This is a genomic window from Streptomyces sp. NPDC046909 (assembly GCF_040644695.1).
Classification (GTDB): domain Bacteria; phylum Actinomycetota; class Actinomycetes; order Streptomycetales; family Streptomycetaceae; genus Streptomyces.
The window spans coordinates 497,922-513,694 of the sequence record NZ_JBEYXC010000004.1; the positions used below are offsets into that span (position 1 = coordinate 497,922).

Sequence of the window (15,773 nt, forward strand, 5' to 3'; positions counted from 1 at the left end):
ACTGAGAAGACGCCCGCCGCGCCCCGACCGGTTCCTCCTACACCTACTCCCGCCCGGCCCCTGCTCTGTCTACTCCCCCGTCCTCTCGCCCGTCCCGGGGGCCGAACGCCGCCAGCGCCTCCGCGTCCGTCGCCCGCGCGTTGAGGTAGTAGTCCGCCCACTCCGCGATCTCCGGGTAACCGCACTCCCCCACCAGCCGCCCGACCGCCGCCGGTATGTCGTACGGGGTCACCCGCAGGTCGACGCCCGGCCCCAGCAGACACCAGTGGGCGCCCGGGCGGCCGTACGGCATTCCGACGCTCCCGGGGTTCACTATCAGGCGCCCGTGGGCGAGGCGGACGTACGGCATGTGGGTGTGGCCGCAGACCACCGTGCGAACGGTGTCGGGGAGCGGCGCCAGGACCTCCGTCCAGCGGTCGAGGCGGGAGTCGACGAGGACGACCTCCTCGTCGTCGCGCGGTGTGGCGTGGCAGAAGAACGTCTCGCCGAGGCCGCGGAGAGTGAGGGTGAGGGTGGTGGGCAGGCTCGCCAGGAACTCGACCTGTTCGTCGGTCAGTTGGCCGGCCGCGTAGGGGGCGATCGGGTCGGGGATGTCCGCCCGCTCGCCCCTGCGGTACTCGACCAGCTCCCGGTCCGCGTTGCCGCCGACCCAGAGGACGCGCTCCCCCTGCGCCCGCAACAGGTCCAGAACCTCGGACGGTTGGGGTCCGGCCGTGATGTCCCCGGTCAGCACGATCCGCTCGGCCGCCACGACGTCCGGCTCCGCGAGTACGGCCTCCAGTGCGGGCAGCACCCCGTGGATGTCGGAGAGGACGGCGACCCGCCCGAACTCACCCTTCATGGCCCCACCCCTCACGCCCTGCCCCCTCCGTCAGCTCCTCCACCAGCCCCTCCGCCAGTACCTCCGCAAGATGCCGCCCCCGCACCCCGGCCAACTGCTCCAGCTGTGTCCGGCACGAGAACCCGTCCGCCAGGACCACCGCCCCTTCCGGCGCCTCGCGCACCGACGGCAGCAACTGCTCCTCCGCGCAGGACGCCGACACCTCGAAGTGGCCTTTCTCGAACCCGAAGTTGCCCGCGAGGCCGCAGCAGCCCCCGCTCAACTCACCTGTCAGTCCCGCCGCTTCACGGAGTCGGCGCTCGGCCGCGTCACCGAGTACGGCGTGCTGGTGGCAGTGGGTCTGGCCGACGGCCGGGCGGTCCAGGCGAGGCGGGCGCCAGTCCGGGGCGAGGCGTTCCAGTGCCTCGGCGAAGGTCAGGACCCGGGAGGCCAGCTGTCCCGCCCGCTCGTCGTCGTGGAGGAGTTCCGGCAGGTCGGTGCGGAGGGCCGCCGCGCAGCTCGGTTCCAGGACGATGACCGGGAGGTCGGTCTCCAGGACCGGTGCCATCAGGTCGAGGGTGCGGCGCATGACCGTACGGGCGTGGTCGAGCTGGCCCGTGGAGACGTACGTCAGTCCGCAGCAGACCCGGCCTCGGCGGGCCGTGAGGGGGGAGAAGGCGGCCGACGGGCGCAGGGTGGGTGGCAGGAGGACCGTCAGGCCCGCCGCCTCCAGTACGCGCACCGCCGCCTGGCCCACCTGCGGTGACAGGTGCTCGGTGAAGGTGTCCGGCCACAGCACCACCCGCGCACCCGCACCGGCCGACGCACCCGTACCGGCCGTGGTCGCCCGCCTCGCCCACCAGCGGGTCAGGGTCTGCTCCGCCAGCCGCGGCAGCCCCCGCTCGGGCGCGATGCCGCCCAGCCGCTTCGCCGCCCAGCCCAACGGCCGTACGGCGGCGAGGGTGTTGACCAGCCGGGCGGTACGGGTGCGGGCGACCGCCCGGAGCCACACCGGGAGCCGGCCCATCGTGTAGTGGGCGGCCGGGCGGCGTCGGCCCTCGTAGTGGTGGTGGAGGAACTCCGCCTTGTAGGTGGCCATGTCGACCTCGACCGGGCAGTCGGAGCGGCAGCCCTTGCAGGACAGGCACAGGTCGAGCGCGTCCCGGACCTCGTCCGAGCGCCAGCCGTCGGTGACCAGTTCGCCCGCGAGCATCTCGTGCAGCAGCCGGGCACGCCCGCGCGTGGAGTGCTCCTCCTCGCCGGTGGCGCGGAAGGAGGGGCACATGACGGCGGACCCGGACGCCGAGGTCGTACGGCATTTCGCGACCCCCACGCAGCGGCGTACGGCGGCGGAGAAGTCGCCGCCGTCGGCCGGGTAGCCGAAGGCGACGTCGACTGGCCGGTGTGGGAGGACCGAGAAGCGGAGGTTGGTGTCGAGGGGGGCCGGGCGGACGAGCATGCCGGGGTTGAGGAGGTCGTCCGGGTCCCAGACCGTCTTCGCCCGCTCGAAGAGCCCCACCATCTCCTCGCCGTACATGCGGGGCAGGAGTTCGGCCCTCGCCTGGCCGTCGCCGTGCTCGCCGGACAGCGAACCGCCGTGTGTCACCACCAGGTCGGCGAGGTCTTCCGAGAAGCGCCGGAAGCGGCCGATGCCCTGTTCGCTGAGCAGGTCGAAGTCGATGCGCACGTGGATGCAGCCGTCGCCGAAGTGGCCGTACGGCGTTCCGCGCAGCCCGTGTTCGGTGAGGAGCTTCCTGAAGTCCCGCAGGTAGCCGCCCAGTCGGGGCGGGGGCACCGCGCAGTCCTCCCAGCCGGGCCAGGCCTCGCTGCCGTCCGGCATCCGGGTCGCCGTGCCGGACGCGTCCTCCCTGATGCGCCACAGGGCGCGCTGGCCCGCGGGGTCGGTCACCACCAGGGCGTCCACGACGTCCGCCGCCCGCACGATCGTCTCCGCACGCGTGCGTGCCTCGTCCTCGGTGTCGCCGCCCGTCTCCACGAACAGCCAGGCCCCGCCGCGCGGCAGCGAGACCGCCGAGGGCACCAGGTCGGCCGCCATGCCCTCCACCGTCAGAGGGCCGTGCGGCAGCAGCCCGGCGGCGGCCTCGGCGGCCCCGGCCTCGTCCGGGTAGCCCAGTACGGCGAGGGCACGCGCGCGGGGGGACGCGACCAGCCGTACGACCGCCTCGGTGAGGATGCCCAGCGTGCCTTCGCTCCCGCAGAAGGACCTGGCCACGTCGGCGCCCCGCTCCGGCAGCAGCGCGTCCAGCGCGTACCCGGAGATCCGGCGGGGCAGTTCGGGGAAGCCGGTGCGGAGCCGGGCCAGGTCGCCCTCCACCAGCTCGCGCAGCCCCTGTGGCGCCCCCGCCCACCCCTGACCGAGCCGCAGCCGCTCCCCGCGCGCGGTGACGACGTCCAGCTCGCGCACGCTGTCCGCGGTCGTGCCCCACGCCACCGAGTGCGAGCCGCAGGAGTTGTTGCCGATCATCCCGCCGAGGGTGCACCGGCTGTGGGTGGAGGGGTCGGGCCCGAAGCGCAGTCCGTGCGGGGCGGCGGCGTCCTGGAGGCGGTCGAGGACGAGGCCGGGCTGGACTACGGCGGTGCGGGTCTCCGGGTCCAGGGCGAGCAGCCGGTTCACGTGGCGCGTGAAGTCCAGTACGACACCGGTCCCGGTGGCCTGCCCGGCGATCGACGTCCCGCCGCCTCGCGCGACGACCGGCACTCCGTGCTCACGGCACACCGCGAGGGCCGCGGCCACGTCGTCGGCGTCCCGGGGGGCCACCACCCCCAGCGGCACCCGCCGGTAGTTCGACGCGTCCATGGTCGTCAGCGCCCGGGACGTGACATCGAAGCCGACGTCACCCCGGACGGCCCGCCGCAGTGCTGCCTCGAGATCCGTCATGGAACAAGCATGCATCCGACCACTGACAGTGACGGGACCCCTGTGACGTCTCCGTCCACACCAACCGCACCAGAATCTGTGAACGCAAGCGGAACTTTCCCAATTCGATCACCAACTCTCATATAGTGACGGCCAGTTGAGCAACAGGTGTGACTACTCGCTCAGGAACGTCAGGAACGACAGCGGACCCCTACCGAGGACGACCGAGTCAAAGACGACCGAGGACCCCTTTCATGACCGCCCCCACCCTGCCCGGCGAACGACCCACCTTCCGCACCTTCGCCCCCGCCCCGCTGCTCACCGCCGTACTGGCCACGGCCGTCGTCGTCGCCGCGGTCGCCGCGGCACCCGACTCGGTGCGCGTCCCCCTCGCGTGCGGAGCCGGAGCGGGCGCCCTGCTCCTGGTCGCGGCCGTCGCCATGGCCGCCCACGCCGTCCAGACCGTACGGCTCACCCGGCGCCGTCTGGAGGCCGTCACCCTCGACGCCGGCCGGCTGCTTCAGGAGCGGGCCCGGCAGAGCGCCGAGTTCGACCGGGAACGGGTGAGCCTGACCGAGGAGCTGACCCACGAGCGGGCCCGCCTCACCTCGCAGGCCGACCTCGAACGCGCCCGGCTCACCGCCGAGTTCGCCGCCGAACGCACCCGCCTGTCCACGTCCTTCGCCGAGGAACGCGACCGCGTCACCGCCGAGGCCCACGCGGAACGCGCCCGTCTCACCGCCGAGAACGCGCGCCTCACCGAGCAGTCCCGCAAGGCCGCGCAGGACCGTGCCGCCGCCGTCTCCGCCACCGCCAACGCGGCCGGCCGTATGCAGGCGCTCGCCACCGGCATGCTCGCCGACCTCCGCGCCATGGAGGAACGGCACGACGACGAGGACGTCCTCGCCGACCTCCTCCACCTCGACCACCGCGCCGCGCAGGCGGGCCGCCTCGCCGACTCCGTCGCCGTCCTCACCGGCGCCCGCTCCGGCCGGCGCTGGGCCCGCCCCATCGCCATGGAGTCCATCCTGCGCGGTGCGATGGGACGGATCAGCGGCTACCGGCGGGTGCGGGTGCACTCCGCGAGCGAGGCCGCGGTCGCCGGACACGCCGCCGAAGGCGTCATGCACGCGCTCGCCGAACTCCTCGACAACGCGGCGAACTTCTCACCGCCGACGGCCGAGGTGCATGTGTACGTCGAGGAGGTCCCCGCCGGCGTCATCCTCTCCGCCGAGGACAGCGGCCTGGTCATGAGCGAGGTGCAGCTGCGCCGCGCGGAACGTGCCGTGGAGGGTGAGGCGGCGGGCCTCGGCGGCCTCACCGGCACCCGGCTCGGCCTCGCGGTCGTCGGCCGCCTCGCCCTCAAGTACGGCCTGAAGGTCTCCTACCGCCCCTCCGCGCGCGGCGGCACCGGCGTCCTCATGCTCGTCCCCCAGGACATCCTCGTACCCCAGGACGCACCGCTCCCCCAGGACGCCCTCGCCCTTCCGCAGCCGCCCGCGGCCGGGGCTGAGCGCTCGAAGCCCGATGCCGCCGACGCACCCGCCGAAACCGAGACGGCCACCGACGCCCAGCACGCCACCGCCGACCCGGACCCCGACCCCGTACCCGCGCACGAGTCCCCCTCTCGTGACGCCGGCGCCGTCTCCGACGGGCTGCCCAGGCGCCACCGGGGGCGGGCCCTCGCCGCGGCCGAGCGGGAGCGGGAGCGGGCACGCGCGCGTGCGGCCGAGTTCGACCGGGAACGGGAACGGGAGCGCACGCGTGCGCGTGCGGGCCAGGACGACGAACCGGGGCCCTTCCCGACCCCCGACACCGCCTTCCCCGCCTCCCTCGACGACCCCCTCACCCGCGCCGCCCGCTTCAGCAACTTCCGCCGTGCCGTACGCGGCTCCCTCTCGGACCAGGACGCCACGCCCCCGGCGGAGGACATCGCCGTACACACCACCACCCCCGACACCGCCGTACACACCACCGCCACCCACCCGGAAGGCAACCCCACGTGATGACCGGCACGACCACCGCCGACGAGAAGCTGACCTGGCTCATCGAGGGGCTCCTGGAGCGCACCCCGGGAGCGAGGCACGCGCTCGTGCTGTCCCGGGACGGGCTGAAGCTGTGCCGGACGCCGGAGCTGACCGTCGATCAGGCGGATCAGCTGGCCGCGATCGCCGCCGGGATCCAGTCGCTTTCGCACGGCGCGTCCGTGGAGTTCGGGGACGGGAGCGGAGGGGTGCGGTCGGCGATGACCGAGTTCTACGGCGGGGTGCTGTTCATCGTCGAGGCGGGTGACGGGGCGCATCTGGCCGTGATCACCGCCGAGGACGCGGACGCCGGGCTCGTCGGGCACAACATGACGGAACTCGTGGAGCAGCTCGGCCGGCATCTGACCGCGCAGCCCCGGACGTCATGAGCCGCCCCGGAAGGGACGACTCACCCGACCGCCTCTACACGCTCACCGGCGGCCGCGCCCACCCCGCGCCGGACAGCCCGTTCGACCTGGTGACCCTCGTGGTCGCCGAGTGCGATCCGGTGCCCGGCATGCAGTCGGAACACGCGGCGATCCTCCGGTTCACCCAACTCCCGACCGCCGTGGTCGAGTTGGCCGCCGAGCTGAAACTGCCCGTCAGCATCACCAAGATCCTGCTCGCCGACCTCCTCGCGACGGGCCGTGTCAGCGCCCGTCACCCCCGCAAAGCCGCCGTCCCCGATCCCGACGTCCTGGAACAGGTGCTCGTTGGACTCCGCAACCTCTGAGGCAGCCGCTGCCGCCCGCACCCCCCTGGGGGCCACCGCCGACAACGGTCTCAAGATCGTCGTGGTCGGCGGATTCGGCGTCGGCAAGACCACCCTCGTCCGCTCGGTCAGCGAGATCCGCCCCCTCAACACCGAGGAGACGATGACCCGGGCCGGCGAACACGTCGACGACATCAGCGAGATCCAGGACAAGAAGGCGACCACCGTGGCCTTCGACTTCGGCCGCATCACGCTCGACGCCCGCAATGTGCTGTATCTGTTCGGCGCCCCGGGGCAGGAGCGGTTCTGGTTCCTGTGGGACCGGCTGTTCTCGGGGACGCTCGGCGCGGTCGTCCTCGTCGACACCCGCCGGATCGACGACTCCTGGTACGCCATCGACCGCCTCGAACACCACGGCACACCGTTCATCGTGGCCTGCAACGACTTCGGCGGCCCCGCCCACGCCCCGAGCCGGATCCGCGACGCCCTCGACCTCGACCCGCACGTCCCGCTCCTCGACTGCGACGCCCGCTCCCGGGCCTCCGGCAAGCAGGTCCTGATCACCCTGGTCGAGCACGTCAGGAACACCTACAGCAACGCCTACAGCGACACACACGCATCCCACGCCCCTGTACGCGAACAGGAGTTGACCCCGTGACCGCTCCCGCGTCCGCCCCCGTGCCGCTCAGCGGACCCAGGTTCCAGACCGAACCAGCCGAGCTGTACCGGCAGATGCGGCGCGAGCACGGTGCCGTGACTCCGGTGGTGCTCGACGGCGACGTACCGGCGTGGCTGGTGCTCGGCTACCGCGAGCTGCACCAAGTCACCGGCGATCCGGTGCTGTTCAGCCGGGACTCCGACCTGTGGAACCAGTGGGACCGCATCCCCGACGACTGGCCGCTGCTGCCGATGATCGGCCGCAAGCAGCCGTCGATCCTCTACACGGTCGGCGAACGCCACCGCGAGCGCGCCGGAATGATCAGCGACGCGCTGGAGGCCGTAGAGCCTTCCGAACTGCGCGGGTACGCCGAGAAGTTCGCCGACGAGCTGATCGACGCGGTGTGCGCGAAGGGCGAGACGGACCTCGTCGCCGACTACGCGATGCTGCTGCCGGTGCGCGTCCTGGCCCGCCTCTACGGGTTCTCCGACGAGCAAGGGCCGGGCCTGGTCACCGCGTTGAACGACATGATCGACGGCCGGGAGCGGGCGATCTCGGGCCAGACGCACCTCGCCACGTCCATGTTCCAGCTCCTGGCCGACCGGAAAGCCACGCCCGCCGACGACGTCGTGTCGCGGATGCTCGCCGACAAGAGCGGGTTCAGCGACGAGGAGATCGCCCAGGACCTGATGGTGATGATGGCGGCGGGCCATCAGCCGACCGCCGACTGGATCGGCAACTCGCTGCGGCTGATGCTCACCGACGACCGTTTCGCCGCCTCCCTCTTCGGCGGCCGCAACAGTGTCGCCGAGGCCATGAACGAGGTCCTGTGGGAGGACACGCCCACCCAGAACGTGGCCGGCCGCTGGGCCGCCCGTGACACCCAGCTCGGCGGCCGCCGCATCCGCGCCGGCGACCTGCTGCTCCTCGGCCTCCAGGGCGCCAACTCCGACCCCCAGGTCCGCACCGACGGCGCCGCCCTCACCGGCGGCAACAGCGCGCACTTCTCCTTCGGCCACGGCGAGCACCGCTGCCCGTTCCCGGCGCAGGAGGTGGCCGAGGTCATCGCGCGGACCGGCATCGAGGTCGTACTGGACCGCCTCCCCGACATCGACCTGGCCGCCCCGGCCGAGTCCCTGACGCGTCGGCCCTCGCCCTGGCTGCGGGGGCTGACGGAATTGCCCGTGCGGTTCTCGCCCACCCCTGCCCTTGGAGGCACCTCCGTATGACGACGACCGGCATCGAAGAGACCCGTATAGCCCTGGACCCCTTCGTCAAGGACCTGGACGGCGAGAGCGCCCGGCTCCGTGCGGCCGGTCCGCTGGCCGCCGTAGAACTCCCCGGCGGGGTGCCCGTCTGGGCGGTCACGCACCACGCCGAGGCCAAGCAGCTCCTCACCGACCCCCGCCTCGTCAAGGACATCAACGTCTGGGGCGCCTGGCAGCGCGGCGAGATCCCCCAGGACTGGCCGCTGATCGGCCTCGCCAACCCCGGCCGCTCCATGCTCACCGTGGACGGCGCCGACCACCGCCGGATGCGCACGCTGGTCGCCCAGGCGCTCACCCCGCGCCGGGTGGAGCAGATGCGCGACCGCATCACCAAGCTGACGCAGGGGCTGCTCGACAACCTCGAAGGCGCCGGCAAGGACGGCGGCGAGGCCGGTTTCGTCGATCTCAAGGCGGCCTTCGCCTACCCCCTCCCCATGTACGTCATCGCCGACCTCATGGGCATCGACGAGGCGAAGCTCCCCCGCCTCAAGGAGCTCTTCGAGAAGTTCTTCTCCACGCAGACCCCGCCGGCGGAGGTCATCGCCACGCTCATGGAACTCGCGGGCATCATGGCGGAGACGGTCGCCGCCAAGCGCGCCGAACCCGGCGACGACCTCACCTCGGCTCTCATCCAGGCCTCCGAGGACGGCGACCACCTCACCGACGAGGAGATCGTCTCCACGCTCCAGCTGATGGTCGCGGCGGGCCACGAGACGACGATCTCCCTCATCGTCAACGCGGTGGTCCAGCTCTCACTCCACCCCGACCAGCGCGCCCAGGTCCTGTCCGGCGAGGCCGACTGGTCGGCGGTCGTCGAGGAAACGCTCCGCCACTCCACCCCCACCTCCCACGTCCTGATCCGCTTCGCCACGGAGGACGTCCAGGTCGGTGACAAGACCCTGCCGGCGGGCGACGCGCTGATCGTGTCGTACGCCGCGATCGGCCGCGACGAACAGGCCCACGGCCCGACCGCCGGCGACTTCGACATCACCCGCACTTCCCAGAACCGCCACATCAGCTTCGGCCACGGCCCCCACGTCTGCCCCGGCGCCGCCCTCTCCCGCCTGGAGGCGGGCGTCGCCCTCCCGGCCCTGTACGCCCGCTTCCCGGACCTGGACCTGGCGATCCCGGCGTCCGAGCTCCGCAACAAGCCGGTGGTGACGCAGAACGACCTGTTCGAGCTGCCGGTACGGCTGACGGCGCCGCAAGCGTCGTAGACCACCGGTCAGGAATGTCATGAATCCCCCGTCGTAGATCACCACAAGTCCACGGGCCGGAGGAGTCGTCTCATCGAACGGACGGGTTTCCATCCCGTTTCGCCGAGGGGATACCCTCCGGCTCGTGGCTGAGATCCAGATTCCCGCTGACATCAAGCCCGCCGACGGTCGATTCGGCGCGGGCCCCTCCAAGGTGCGGACGGAAGCGCTGGACGCGCTGGCCGCAACCGGTACGTCCCTCCTGGGCACCTCACACCGCCAGGCCCCGGTGAAGAACCTGGTCGGCCAGGTGCGCGAGGGCATCAGTGAGCTGTTCTCCCTCCCCGAGGGCTACGAGGTCGTCCTCGGCAACGGCGGCTCGACCGCGTTCTGGGACGTGGCGACCCACGGCCTGATCGAGAACAAGTCGCAGCACCTGAACTTCGGCGAGTTCAGCTCGAAGTTCACGAAGGCCGCGGGGCTCGCCCCCTGGCTCGCCGACCCGACTGTCATCGCCTCCGACCCGGGCACGCACCCGGAGCCGCGGGCCGAGGCGGGCGTCGACGTGTACGCCTTCACCCACAACGAGACCTCGACGGGTGTCGCCGCCCCGATCAAGCGCGTGGCCGGTGCCGACGAGGGCGCGCTGGTCCTGGTCGACGCCACGTCGGGCGCCGGCGGCCTGCCGGTGGACGTGTCGGAGACCGACGTCTACTACTTCGCCCCGCAGAAGTCCTTCGCCTCCGACGGCGGCCTGTGGATCGGCGTCTTCTCCCCCGCCGCGATCGAGCGCGCCGAGCGCGTCCACGCCTCCGGCCGCCACATCCCGGAGTTCTTCAGCCTCCCCACGGCGATCGACAACTCCCGCAAGAACCAGACGTACAACACCCCGGCCCTGGCCACGCTCTTCCTCCTGAACCAGCAGCTGGAGTGGATCAACGGCCAGGGCGGCCTCGCCTGGTCGACGGCCCGTACGAAGGACTCCTCGACGCGCCTGTACAGCTGGGCGGAGGAGTCGAAGCACGCGACCCCGTTCGTCACCGACCCGGCCAAGCGCTCGCAGGTCATCGGCACGATCGACTTCTCCGACGACATCGACGCCGCCGCCGTCGCCAAGGTCCTGCGCGCCAACGGCATCGTCGACACCGAGCCCTACCGCAAGCTCGGCCGCAACCAGCTGCGCGTCGCGATGTTCCCGGCGATCGACCCGGCGGACGTCGAGGCGCTGACCAAGTGCATCGACTACGTGATCGAGAAGCTGTAGCTGAAGCTGTAACTTCCGGGTAAAAAGCGGTAGTTGCGCAAGTTGTTGCAGGGCCCTGTCGGTGACAGGGCCCTGTTCTTCGGGTACGGCTGTGGCATGAACAGACCGATACCGGGCACCGTGGAGATCGCGGTGCGCCACCTCCTCAGCGACAACACGACCGGCGTGATGACCAAGACCCGCCAGATCACCTGGCGGGACACCCAGTACCGGGTGCGCCGGCCGGCATCGGGCAAGCACACTGTGGAACTGACCTGCTCGGCGTGCGACGCCGCCGTACGGGCCGAGGTCCGCGACGAGGCCGGTTACCGCAGGACTACCGCCATCCTGCGGACTCTTGCCGCACTGTCCGTGCTCGTCCTCGTCGTGGCCTTCGCTTTCGCCGTCTACGAAGGCGGCAAGACGGTGCCCGAGGGCCAGTCGGGGTCGGTCCTGTTCCCCCTCAGCATCATCGCGATCGCCGTCGCGTTCCTCGCCGCTCCCCTGTTCTTCCTCAAGAGCTCCGGCTACACCGGCGTCAGCCTGCTCAACGCCCCCAAGCTCCACGGGATCAAGTCGGTGCGCGGCTGACTTCCCACCTGACTTCCTTCGACGACGAGCAGGGCGCCCGGTGTTCACCGGGCGCCCTGCTTGTTCGGTCCTGCTTCAGCGCTTGTCGGCTCAGTCGCGGAAGCCGAGGAGACCGTGCAGACCGGTCCCGCTCGACGCCGTGGCCGGCTGTCCGGCGGTCGCCGCGGACAGCGCCGAGGCCGAGGCCGCGGCCGCCGGCTTGGGGTCGGGGGTCTTCTGGCAGACCGCGTCGGCCGTACCGCTGCCGCGCGGCACCGTGCCGTCGGTGAGGTACTTCACCAGGTACTTGTCGAGGCAGGCGTTGCCGCTCAGCGAGATGCCGTGGTTGCCGCCGCCCTGCTCCACGACCAGGCTGGAGTGCTTGAGCAGACGGTGGACGTTGACACCTCCCTGGTAGGGGGTGGCCGCGTCGTCCGTCGCCTGGAACAGCAGCACCGGAGGCAGCTTGCTGTTGGCGACGTTCACCGGCTTCAGGGTCTTCGTGGGCCAGAACGCGCACGGCGCGTTGTACCAGGCGTTGTTCCAGGCCATGAAGGGAGCCTTCTCGTACACGGCCCAGTTGTCCTTCTGCCACTGCTTCCAGTCGCGCGGCCAGGAGGCGTCACGGCACTGCACGGCGGTGTAGACGCTGTAGCCGTTGTCACCGGAGGCGTCGATGGCCGCCATGTTCTCGTACGCCTCGACCAGCGGGGCGGTCTTCTTGTCGTTCACGTACGAGGCGAACGCCTTGGCCAGGTCGGGCCAGTAGCCGTTGTAGTAGCCGCCCGGGATGAAGATGTCCTCCAGCTCGGAGGCGCCCACCTTGCCGCCGGCGGGCTTCTTGGCCAGCGCGGCGCGCATCGCGTACCACTTGGCCTCGATCTTGGCGGGGTCGGTGCCGAGCTTGTACGTGGAGTCGTACTTGGCGATCCACGCCATGAGCGCCTTCTGGCGGGCGTCGAAGGCGTAGTCCTGCGCGATGTTGGCGTCGTACCAGACTCCGTCGGGGTCGACGATGGAGTCCAGCACCAGGCGGCGTACCCGGTTCGGGAAGAGCTTGCCGTAGACCTGGCCCAGGTAGGTGCCGTACGAGTAGCCGAAGTAGTTGATCTTCTTCGCGCCGAGCGCCTTGCGGATCGAGTCCATGTCCTTCACGGCGCTGATCGTGTTGATGTACGGCAACACGTCCTTGTACTTGGTGCCGCAGGCCTTGGCGAAGGACTTGGCGCGCTTGAGGTTGGCCTTCTCGATCGCGGGCGTGCTGGGCACGGAGTCCGGGCGGACCGGGTTGAAGGAGCCCGGCACGCAGTCCAGGGCGGGCTTGCTCTTGCCGACGCCGCGCGGGTCGAAGCCGATGACGTCGTACTGGCTCGCGACCGCCTTGGGGAGCGCGGAGGCGACGTAGCCGGCGAGGCTCAGGCCGCTGCCGCCGGGGCCGCCGGGGTTGACCAGAAGCGGACCCTGGTAGCGCTGCGCGGTGTGCGGCACGCGGGAGAGGGCGAGGGTTATCTTCCGCCCCGCGGGCTTGGCGTAGTTCAGGGGCACCTTCACCGACGCGCACTGGAGGGTCGGGGAGTCGTCCGTGCCGCACTTCTTCCAGGTGAGGCTCGACGCCTGGGCGGACTGCGCGGACTGCGGGGCGTCGGCCTGGGCCGGGACGGCGGTGAGCGAGCCGGCGAGGACGACGGTCGCACCGCAGAGCACGGCTGTACTTCTTCTCATGAAGGTCCTTCAGAGCATGGGGGGTTGGGCAAGGATCGGAAGGTTGGCGGTCCTGGCGGGATCTTTTCGGAAAAGTGTGCCGCCGGAGAACATCCCGACCGAAAATTTGAACCAGCTGTGATCCGGCGGCCCCGGCCGCGTGGACGGTACGGAGGGGGCGCCCGGCCGAATGCCGGACGCCCTCTCGTTCATGTCGCCGTGCGGATCGCTCCGCTCATGTCGCCGTGCAGGTCACGGTCGGCACGCTCCCGCCTCCCGGCGCCCCGCCGAACCCGAGGGTCGCCGAACCGCCCACGGCCACCGCCCCGTTGTGCGCGGCGTTCGTGGCGGTCACCGTCGCCCCGGACTGCGTGTACGACGCGTTCCACATGTTCGTGACCTTCTGCGACCCGCTCCAGGTCCAGGTCACCTTCCATGAACTGATCACGGTCGTCCCGGTGTTGGTCACCTTCACCTCGGCGTTGAAGCCGCTCCCCCAGTCGCTGCTGACGGTGTAGACGGCGGTGCAGGCGGCCGTACCACCGCCACCACCCCCGCCCCCTCCACCGCCGCCGCCGTTCGACGGGAAGCCCGGCGCCTTGACGCTCGCCAGATACCCGTCCTTCACGGTGTCCACGGTCTGCCAGTCGTCCTTCAGAATCCCGCCCGTGTCACCGGAGTTGGGGTTCCAGGACCAGAAGGTCCAGTGGAAGGAGTCCGAGCCGTACGTCGACGTCGGCCGCAGATAGTCCACGAGTGCCGCCAGCCACTTCTGGTCGACGGTCGACTGGAGCGTCGTACCGAACTCGCCCACCCACACGGGCGCGATGTTCTGCTTGAAGATGTAGCCCCAGTACTTGTCCCAGATCCCCGGCATGTTCGCCGGGAAGGACGGATCGCTGAACCAGCTCTGCTGGGCCACGCTCGTGGCGTAGTCGTGGGCGGAGTAGACGACCCGGTTGGCGACACTCAGCTGCACCGGATACTGGGCCACGCCCATCAGGTTGCCGCCCCACCACCCGGAGACACCGTTGAAGGTCTGCACGCCCTCGACGAAGATCAGCAGGTCGGGGTTGACGGAGAGGACCGCGTTCCCGGCCCGCTGGGCGGCCAGCCGCCAGTCGGTCGCCGTGTCGCCGCAGCCCCAGCAGGCGGGGTCGTGCGGCTCGTTGTGCAGGTCGATCCCGACGACGGTGTCCTGGCCGAGGTAACGGGTCGCCAGCGCCTTCAGGTTGGCGATCCACGTCGACTCGGGGACCGCGGCGGTGTACCAGAGCGCCGACTGCCCTGCGGAGTCCGGGCGATGCCGGTCGAGGATGACCTTGAGGCCGTCCTGGCCGGCGTACGCCACGATCTTGTCCAGCACGCCCAGGGAGCTGAGCCCCTGGAGGTCGGCGTTCTTGCCGCTGCTGAAGTCGATGCTGTTGGGGACGGTCCCGGACTTGAGGATGTCGTCGCTGAACGGGATGCGGAGGGTGTTGTAGCCCAGCGATTTCATCTGGTCGATCATGGACTTGTAGTCGCGGGACCAGAGGCCGTGGACGACGTGATTGCTGGTCTCGAAGCCGAACCAGTTGATCCCGGCGACCCGGACCGCCTGCCCGTTCGCGTCCAGGATCTGGCGCCCGCTGGTGTGCCAGTAACCGGCACCGGCGGCAGTGTCGGCCGTATCGGCCGCCTGTGCCGAGGGGCCGACGCCGACCAGGAGCGGTATCAGAAGCGCCGCCGCGCACAACGCTCTTCGCAAGGTGCGGAACATGTCGCTGCCTTCTCTCGGGGGGCGCGGGCCCGGAACGTGATGGGAGCGCTCCCATCACCCGCTCCCCCCATGGAAGTCAGGTCACATGAACACGTCAAGACACGTGACGCTACCGACTGAGCTTCTGGAACCTGCGTACCGCGAGAGGCAGGAAGACGGCTGTCAGGATCACCGGCCACACACACGCCATCAGCAGGGCGTGCTCCTCGACCCACGAGTCCCCGCCGCCCACCGGCGTCCCGAACAGATCGCGGGTCGCGGCGGCCGTGGAGGAGATCGGGTTCCAGGCGGCCACATGGCCCAGCCAGTCGGGCATGAGCTGGGGCGCGACGAAGATGCTGGAGATCATCGTGAGCGGGAAGGCCACCGCGAACAGCCCGCCCGCCGCCTCGGGGTTGGGGACGATGAGCCCCAGCCACACCCCGATCCAGATCAGCGCGAACCGCAGCCACAGCAGCAGCCCGAAGGCCGCGAGGAAGCCGAACCCGCCATCGGGCCGCCAGCCCATCGCGAACGCGGTCAGCATCATGATGGCCAACTCGGCGCAGGCGACGAGCAGATCGGTGACCCCGCGCCCGGCGACGACGGCCGCGGACGCCATCGGCATGGAACGGAACCGGTCGATCACACCCTTCGTGGCGTCGTACACCACGAGCGTCGCGGTGTTGATGAACCCGAAGGCCATCGTCATCACGAACATCCCGGGCATCAGGAAGTCCTTGTAGTCCCCGCCGCCGGGCACCTGCATGGCGCTGCCGAAGACATAGCCGTAGAGGAGGACGGAGAGGATCGGGAAGCCCAACTGCCAGGCGATGTTGATGGGTTGGCGCTGGTAGTGGGTGAGGCCGCGGCGGACGATGTTCCAGACGTCGGCGAGGATCCAGTACGTACGGCTGCGGGTGATCCGGTACGTACGGCTGCGGGTGTCCTCCAGCGTGCTCATG

General features: G+C 70.9%; 13 protein-coding genes. 8 read left to right on the forward strand and 5 right to left on the reverse strand.

From position 1 onward, the window contains the following. Positions 1-43: 43 nt before the first annotated feature. Complete coding sequence (locus tag ABZ928_RS15275) at positions 44-841, reverse strand: metallophosphoesterase family protein (protein ID WP_361518363.1); 798 nt, start codon at positions 839-841, stop codon at positions 44-46. Beyond that, complete coding sequence (locus tag ABZ928_RS15280; protein WP_361518365.1) at positions 831-3,719, reverse strand: FAD-binding and (Fe-S)-binding domain-containing protein; 2,889 nt, start codon at positions 3,717-3,719, stop codon at positions 831-833. Before ABZ928_RS15280 ends, ABZ928_RS15275 begins: the two co-directional genes overlap by 11 nt. A 233-nt stretch (positions 3,720-3,952) precedes the next feature. On the opposite strand from ABZ928_RS15280, the gene ABZ928_RS15285 reads away from it, so the two are divergent. From ABZ928_RS15285 to ABZ928_RS15320, 8 genes are all read left to right on the forward strand, one after another. Further along, complete coding sequence (locus ABZ928_RS15285; RefSeq protein WP_361518367.1) at positions 3,953-5,704, forward strand: ATP-binding protein; 1,752 nt, start codon at positions 3,953-3,955, stop codon at positions 5,702-5,704. Beyond that, positions 5,704-6,111: a roadblock/LC7 domain-containing protein gene (locus ABZ928_RS15290; protein WP_361518368.1), complete on the forward strand. Its 408-nt coding sequence runs from the start codon at positions 5,704-5,706 to the stop codon at positions 6,109-6,111. Before ABZ928_RS15285 ends, ABZ928_RS15290 begins: the two co-directional genes overlap by 1 nt. After that, positions 6,108-6,455, forward strand: a complete 348-nt coding sequence (locus ABZ928_RS15295) for a DUF742 domain-containing protein (protein WP_361518370.1) — start codon at positions 6,108-6,110, stop codon at positions 6,453-6,455. Before ABZ928_RS15290 ends, ABZ928_RS15295 begins: the two co-directional genes overlap by 4 nt. After that, on the forward strand, positions 6,436-7,092 hold the full coding sequence (locus tag ABZ928_RS15300; protein ID WP_361518372.1) for an ATP/GTP-binding protein: 657 nt from the start codon (positions 6,436-6,438) through the stop codon (positions 7,090-7,092). Before ABZ928_RS15295 ends, ABZ928_RS15300 begins: the two co-directional genes overlap by 20 nt. Beyond that, positions 7,089-8,321 (forward strand): cytochrome P450, encoded by a 1,233-nt coding sequence (locus ABZ928_RS15305; protein WP_361518374.1) that lies wholly within the window; start codon positions 7,089-7,091, stop codon positions 8,319-8,321. Before ABZ928_RS15300 ends, ABZ928_RS15305 begins: the two co-directional genes overlap by 4 nt. Continuing rightward, positions 8,318-9,577 carry a cytochrome P450 gene (locus ABZ928_RS15310; protein WP_361518376.1) on the forward strand — a complete coding sequence of 420 codons (1,260 nt, stop codon included), beginning with the start codon at positions 8,318-8,320 and terminating at the stop codon, positions 9,575-9,577. Before ABZ928_RS15305 ends, ABZ928_RS15310 begins: the two co-directional genes overlap by 4 nt. A 124-nt stretch (positions 9,578-9,701) precedes the next feature. After that, positions 9,702-10,820, forward strand: a complete 1,119-nt coding sequence (serC, locus tag ABZ928_RS15315; protein ID WP_361518377.1) for a phosphoserine transaminase — start codon at positions 9,702-9,704, stop codon at positions 10,818-10,820. Between the two features lie 96 nt (positions 10,821-10,916). Beyond that, a complete protein-coding gene (locus ABZ928_RS15320) occupies positions 10,917-11,390 on the forward strand; it encodes a hypothetical protein (RefSeq protein ID WP_361518379.1) in 474 nt (157 codons plus the stop codon). Between the two features lie 90 nt (positions 11,391-11,480). Here the strand turns inward: ABZ928_RS15320 and ABZ928_RS15325 are convergent, their stop codons facing one another. From ABZ928_RS15325 to ABZ928_RS15335, 3 genes are all read right to left on the reverse strand, one after another. Further along, the gene (locus tag ABZ928_RS15325) at positions 11,481-13,091 is read right to left on the reverse strand and encodes an alpha/beta hydrolase (RefSeq protein ID WP_361518381.1); all 1,611 of its coding nucleotides are present in this window, start codon (positions 13,089-13,091) and stop codon (positions 11,481-11,483) included. 214 nt (positions 13,092-13,305) lie between these two features. After that, positions 13,306-14,829, reverse strand: coding sequence for a cellulase family glycosylhydrolase (locus ABZ928_RS15330; protein WP_361518383.1), 1,524 nt, complete (start codon positions 14,827-14,829; stop codon positions 13,306-13,308). Between the two features lie 109 nt (positions 14,830-14,938). Then, the gene (locus ABZ928_RS15335; RefSeq protein ID WP_361518384.1) at positions 14,939-15,772 is read right to left on the reverse strand and encodes an ABC transporter permease; all 834 of its coding nucleotides are present in this window, start codon (positions 15,770-15,772) and stop codon (positions 14,939-14,941) included. Between the last annotated feature and the right edge of the window lies 1 nt (position 15,773).

Excerpts from the sequence above, each read along its gene's own strand:
- ABZ928_RS15275 (WP_361518363.1), bottom strand. The coding sequence starts at position 841 with ATGAAGGGTGAGTTCGGGCGGGTCGCCGTCCTCTCCGACATCCACGGG.
- ABZ928_RS15280 (WP_361518365.1), bottom strand. The coding sequence starts at position 3,719 with ATGACGGATCTCGAGGCAGCACTGCGGCGGGCCGTCCGGGGTGACGTC.
- ABZ928_RS15285 (WP_361518367.1), top strand. The coding sequence starts at position 3,953 with ATGACCGCCCCCACCCTGCCCGGCGAACGACCCACCTTCCGCACCTTC.
- ABZ928_RS15290 (WP_361518368.1), top strand. The coding sequence starts at position 5,704 with ATGACCGGCACGACCACCGCCGACGAGAAGCTGACCTGGCTCATCGAG.
- ABZ928_RS15295 (WP_361518370.1), top strand. The coding sequence starts at position 6,108 with ATGAGCCGCCCCGGAAGGGACGACTCACCCGACCGCCTCTACACGCTC.
- ABZ928_RS15310 (WP_361518376.1), top strand. The coding sequence starts at position 8,318 with ATGACGACGACCGGCATCGAAGAGACCCGTATAGCCCTGGACCCCTTC.
- ABZ928_RS15320 (WP_361518379.1), top strand. The coding sequence starts at position 10,917 with ATGAACAGACCGATACCGGGCACCGTGGAGATCGCGGTGCGCCACCTC.
- ABZ928_RS15325 (WP_361518381.1), bottom strand. The coding sequence starts at position 13,091 with ATGAGAAGAAGTACAGCCGTGCTCTGCGGTGCGACCGTCGTCCTCGCC.
- ABZ928_RS15330 (WP_361518383.1), bottom strand. The coding sequence starts at position 14,829 with ATGTTCCGCACCTTGCGAAGAGCGTTGTGCGCGGCGGCGCTTCTGATA.
- ABZ928_RS15335 (WP_361518384.1), bottom strand. The coding sequence starts at position 15,772 with ATGAGCACGCTGGAGGACACCCGCAGCCGTACGTACCGGATCACCCGC.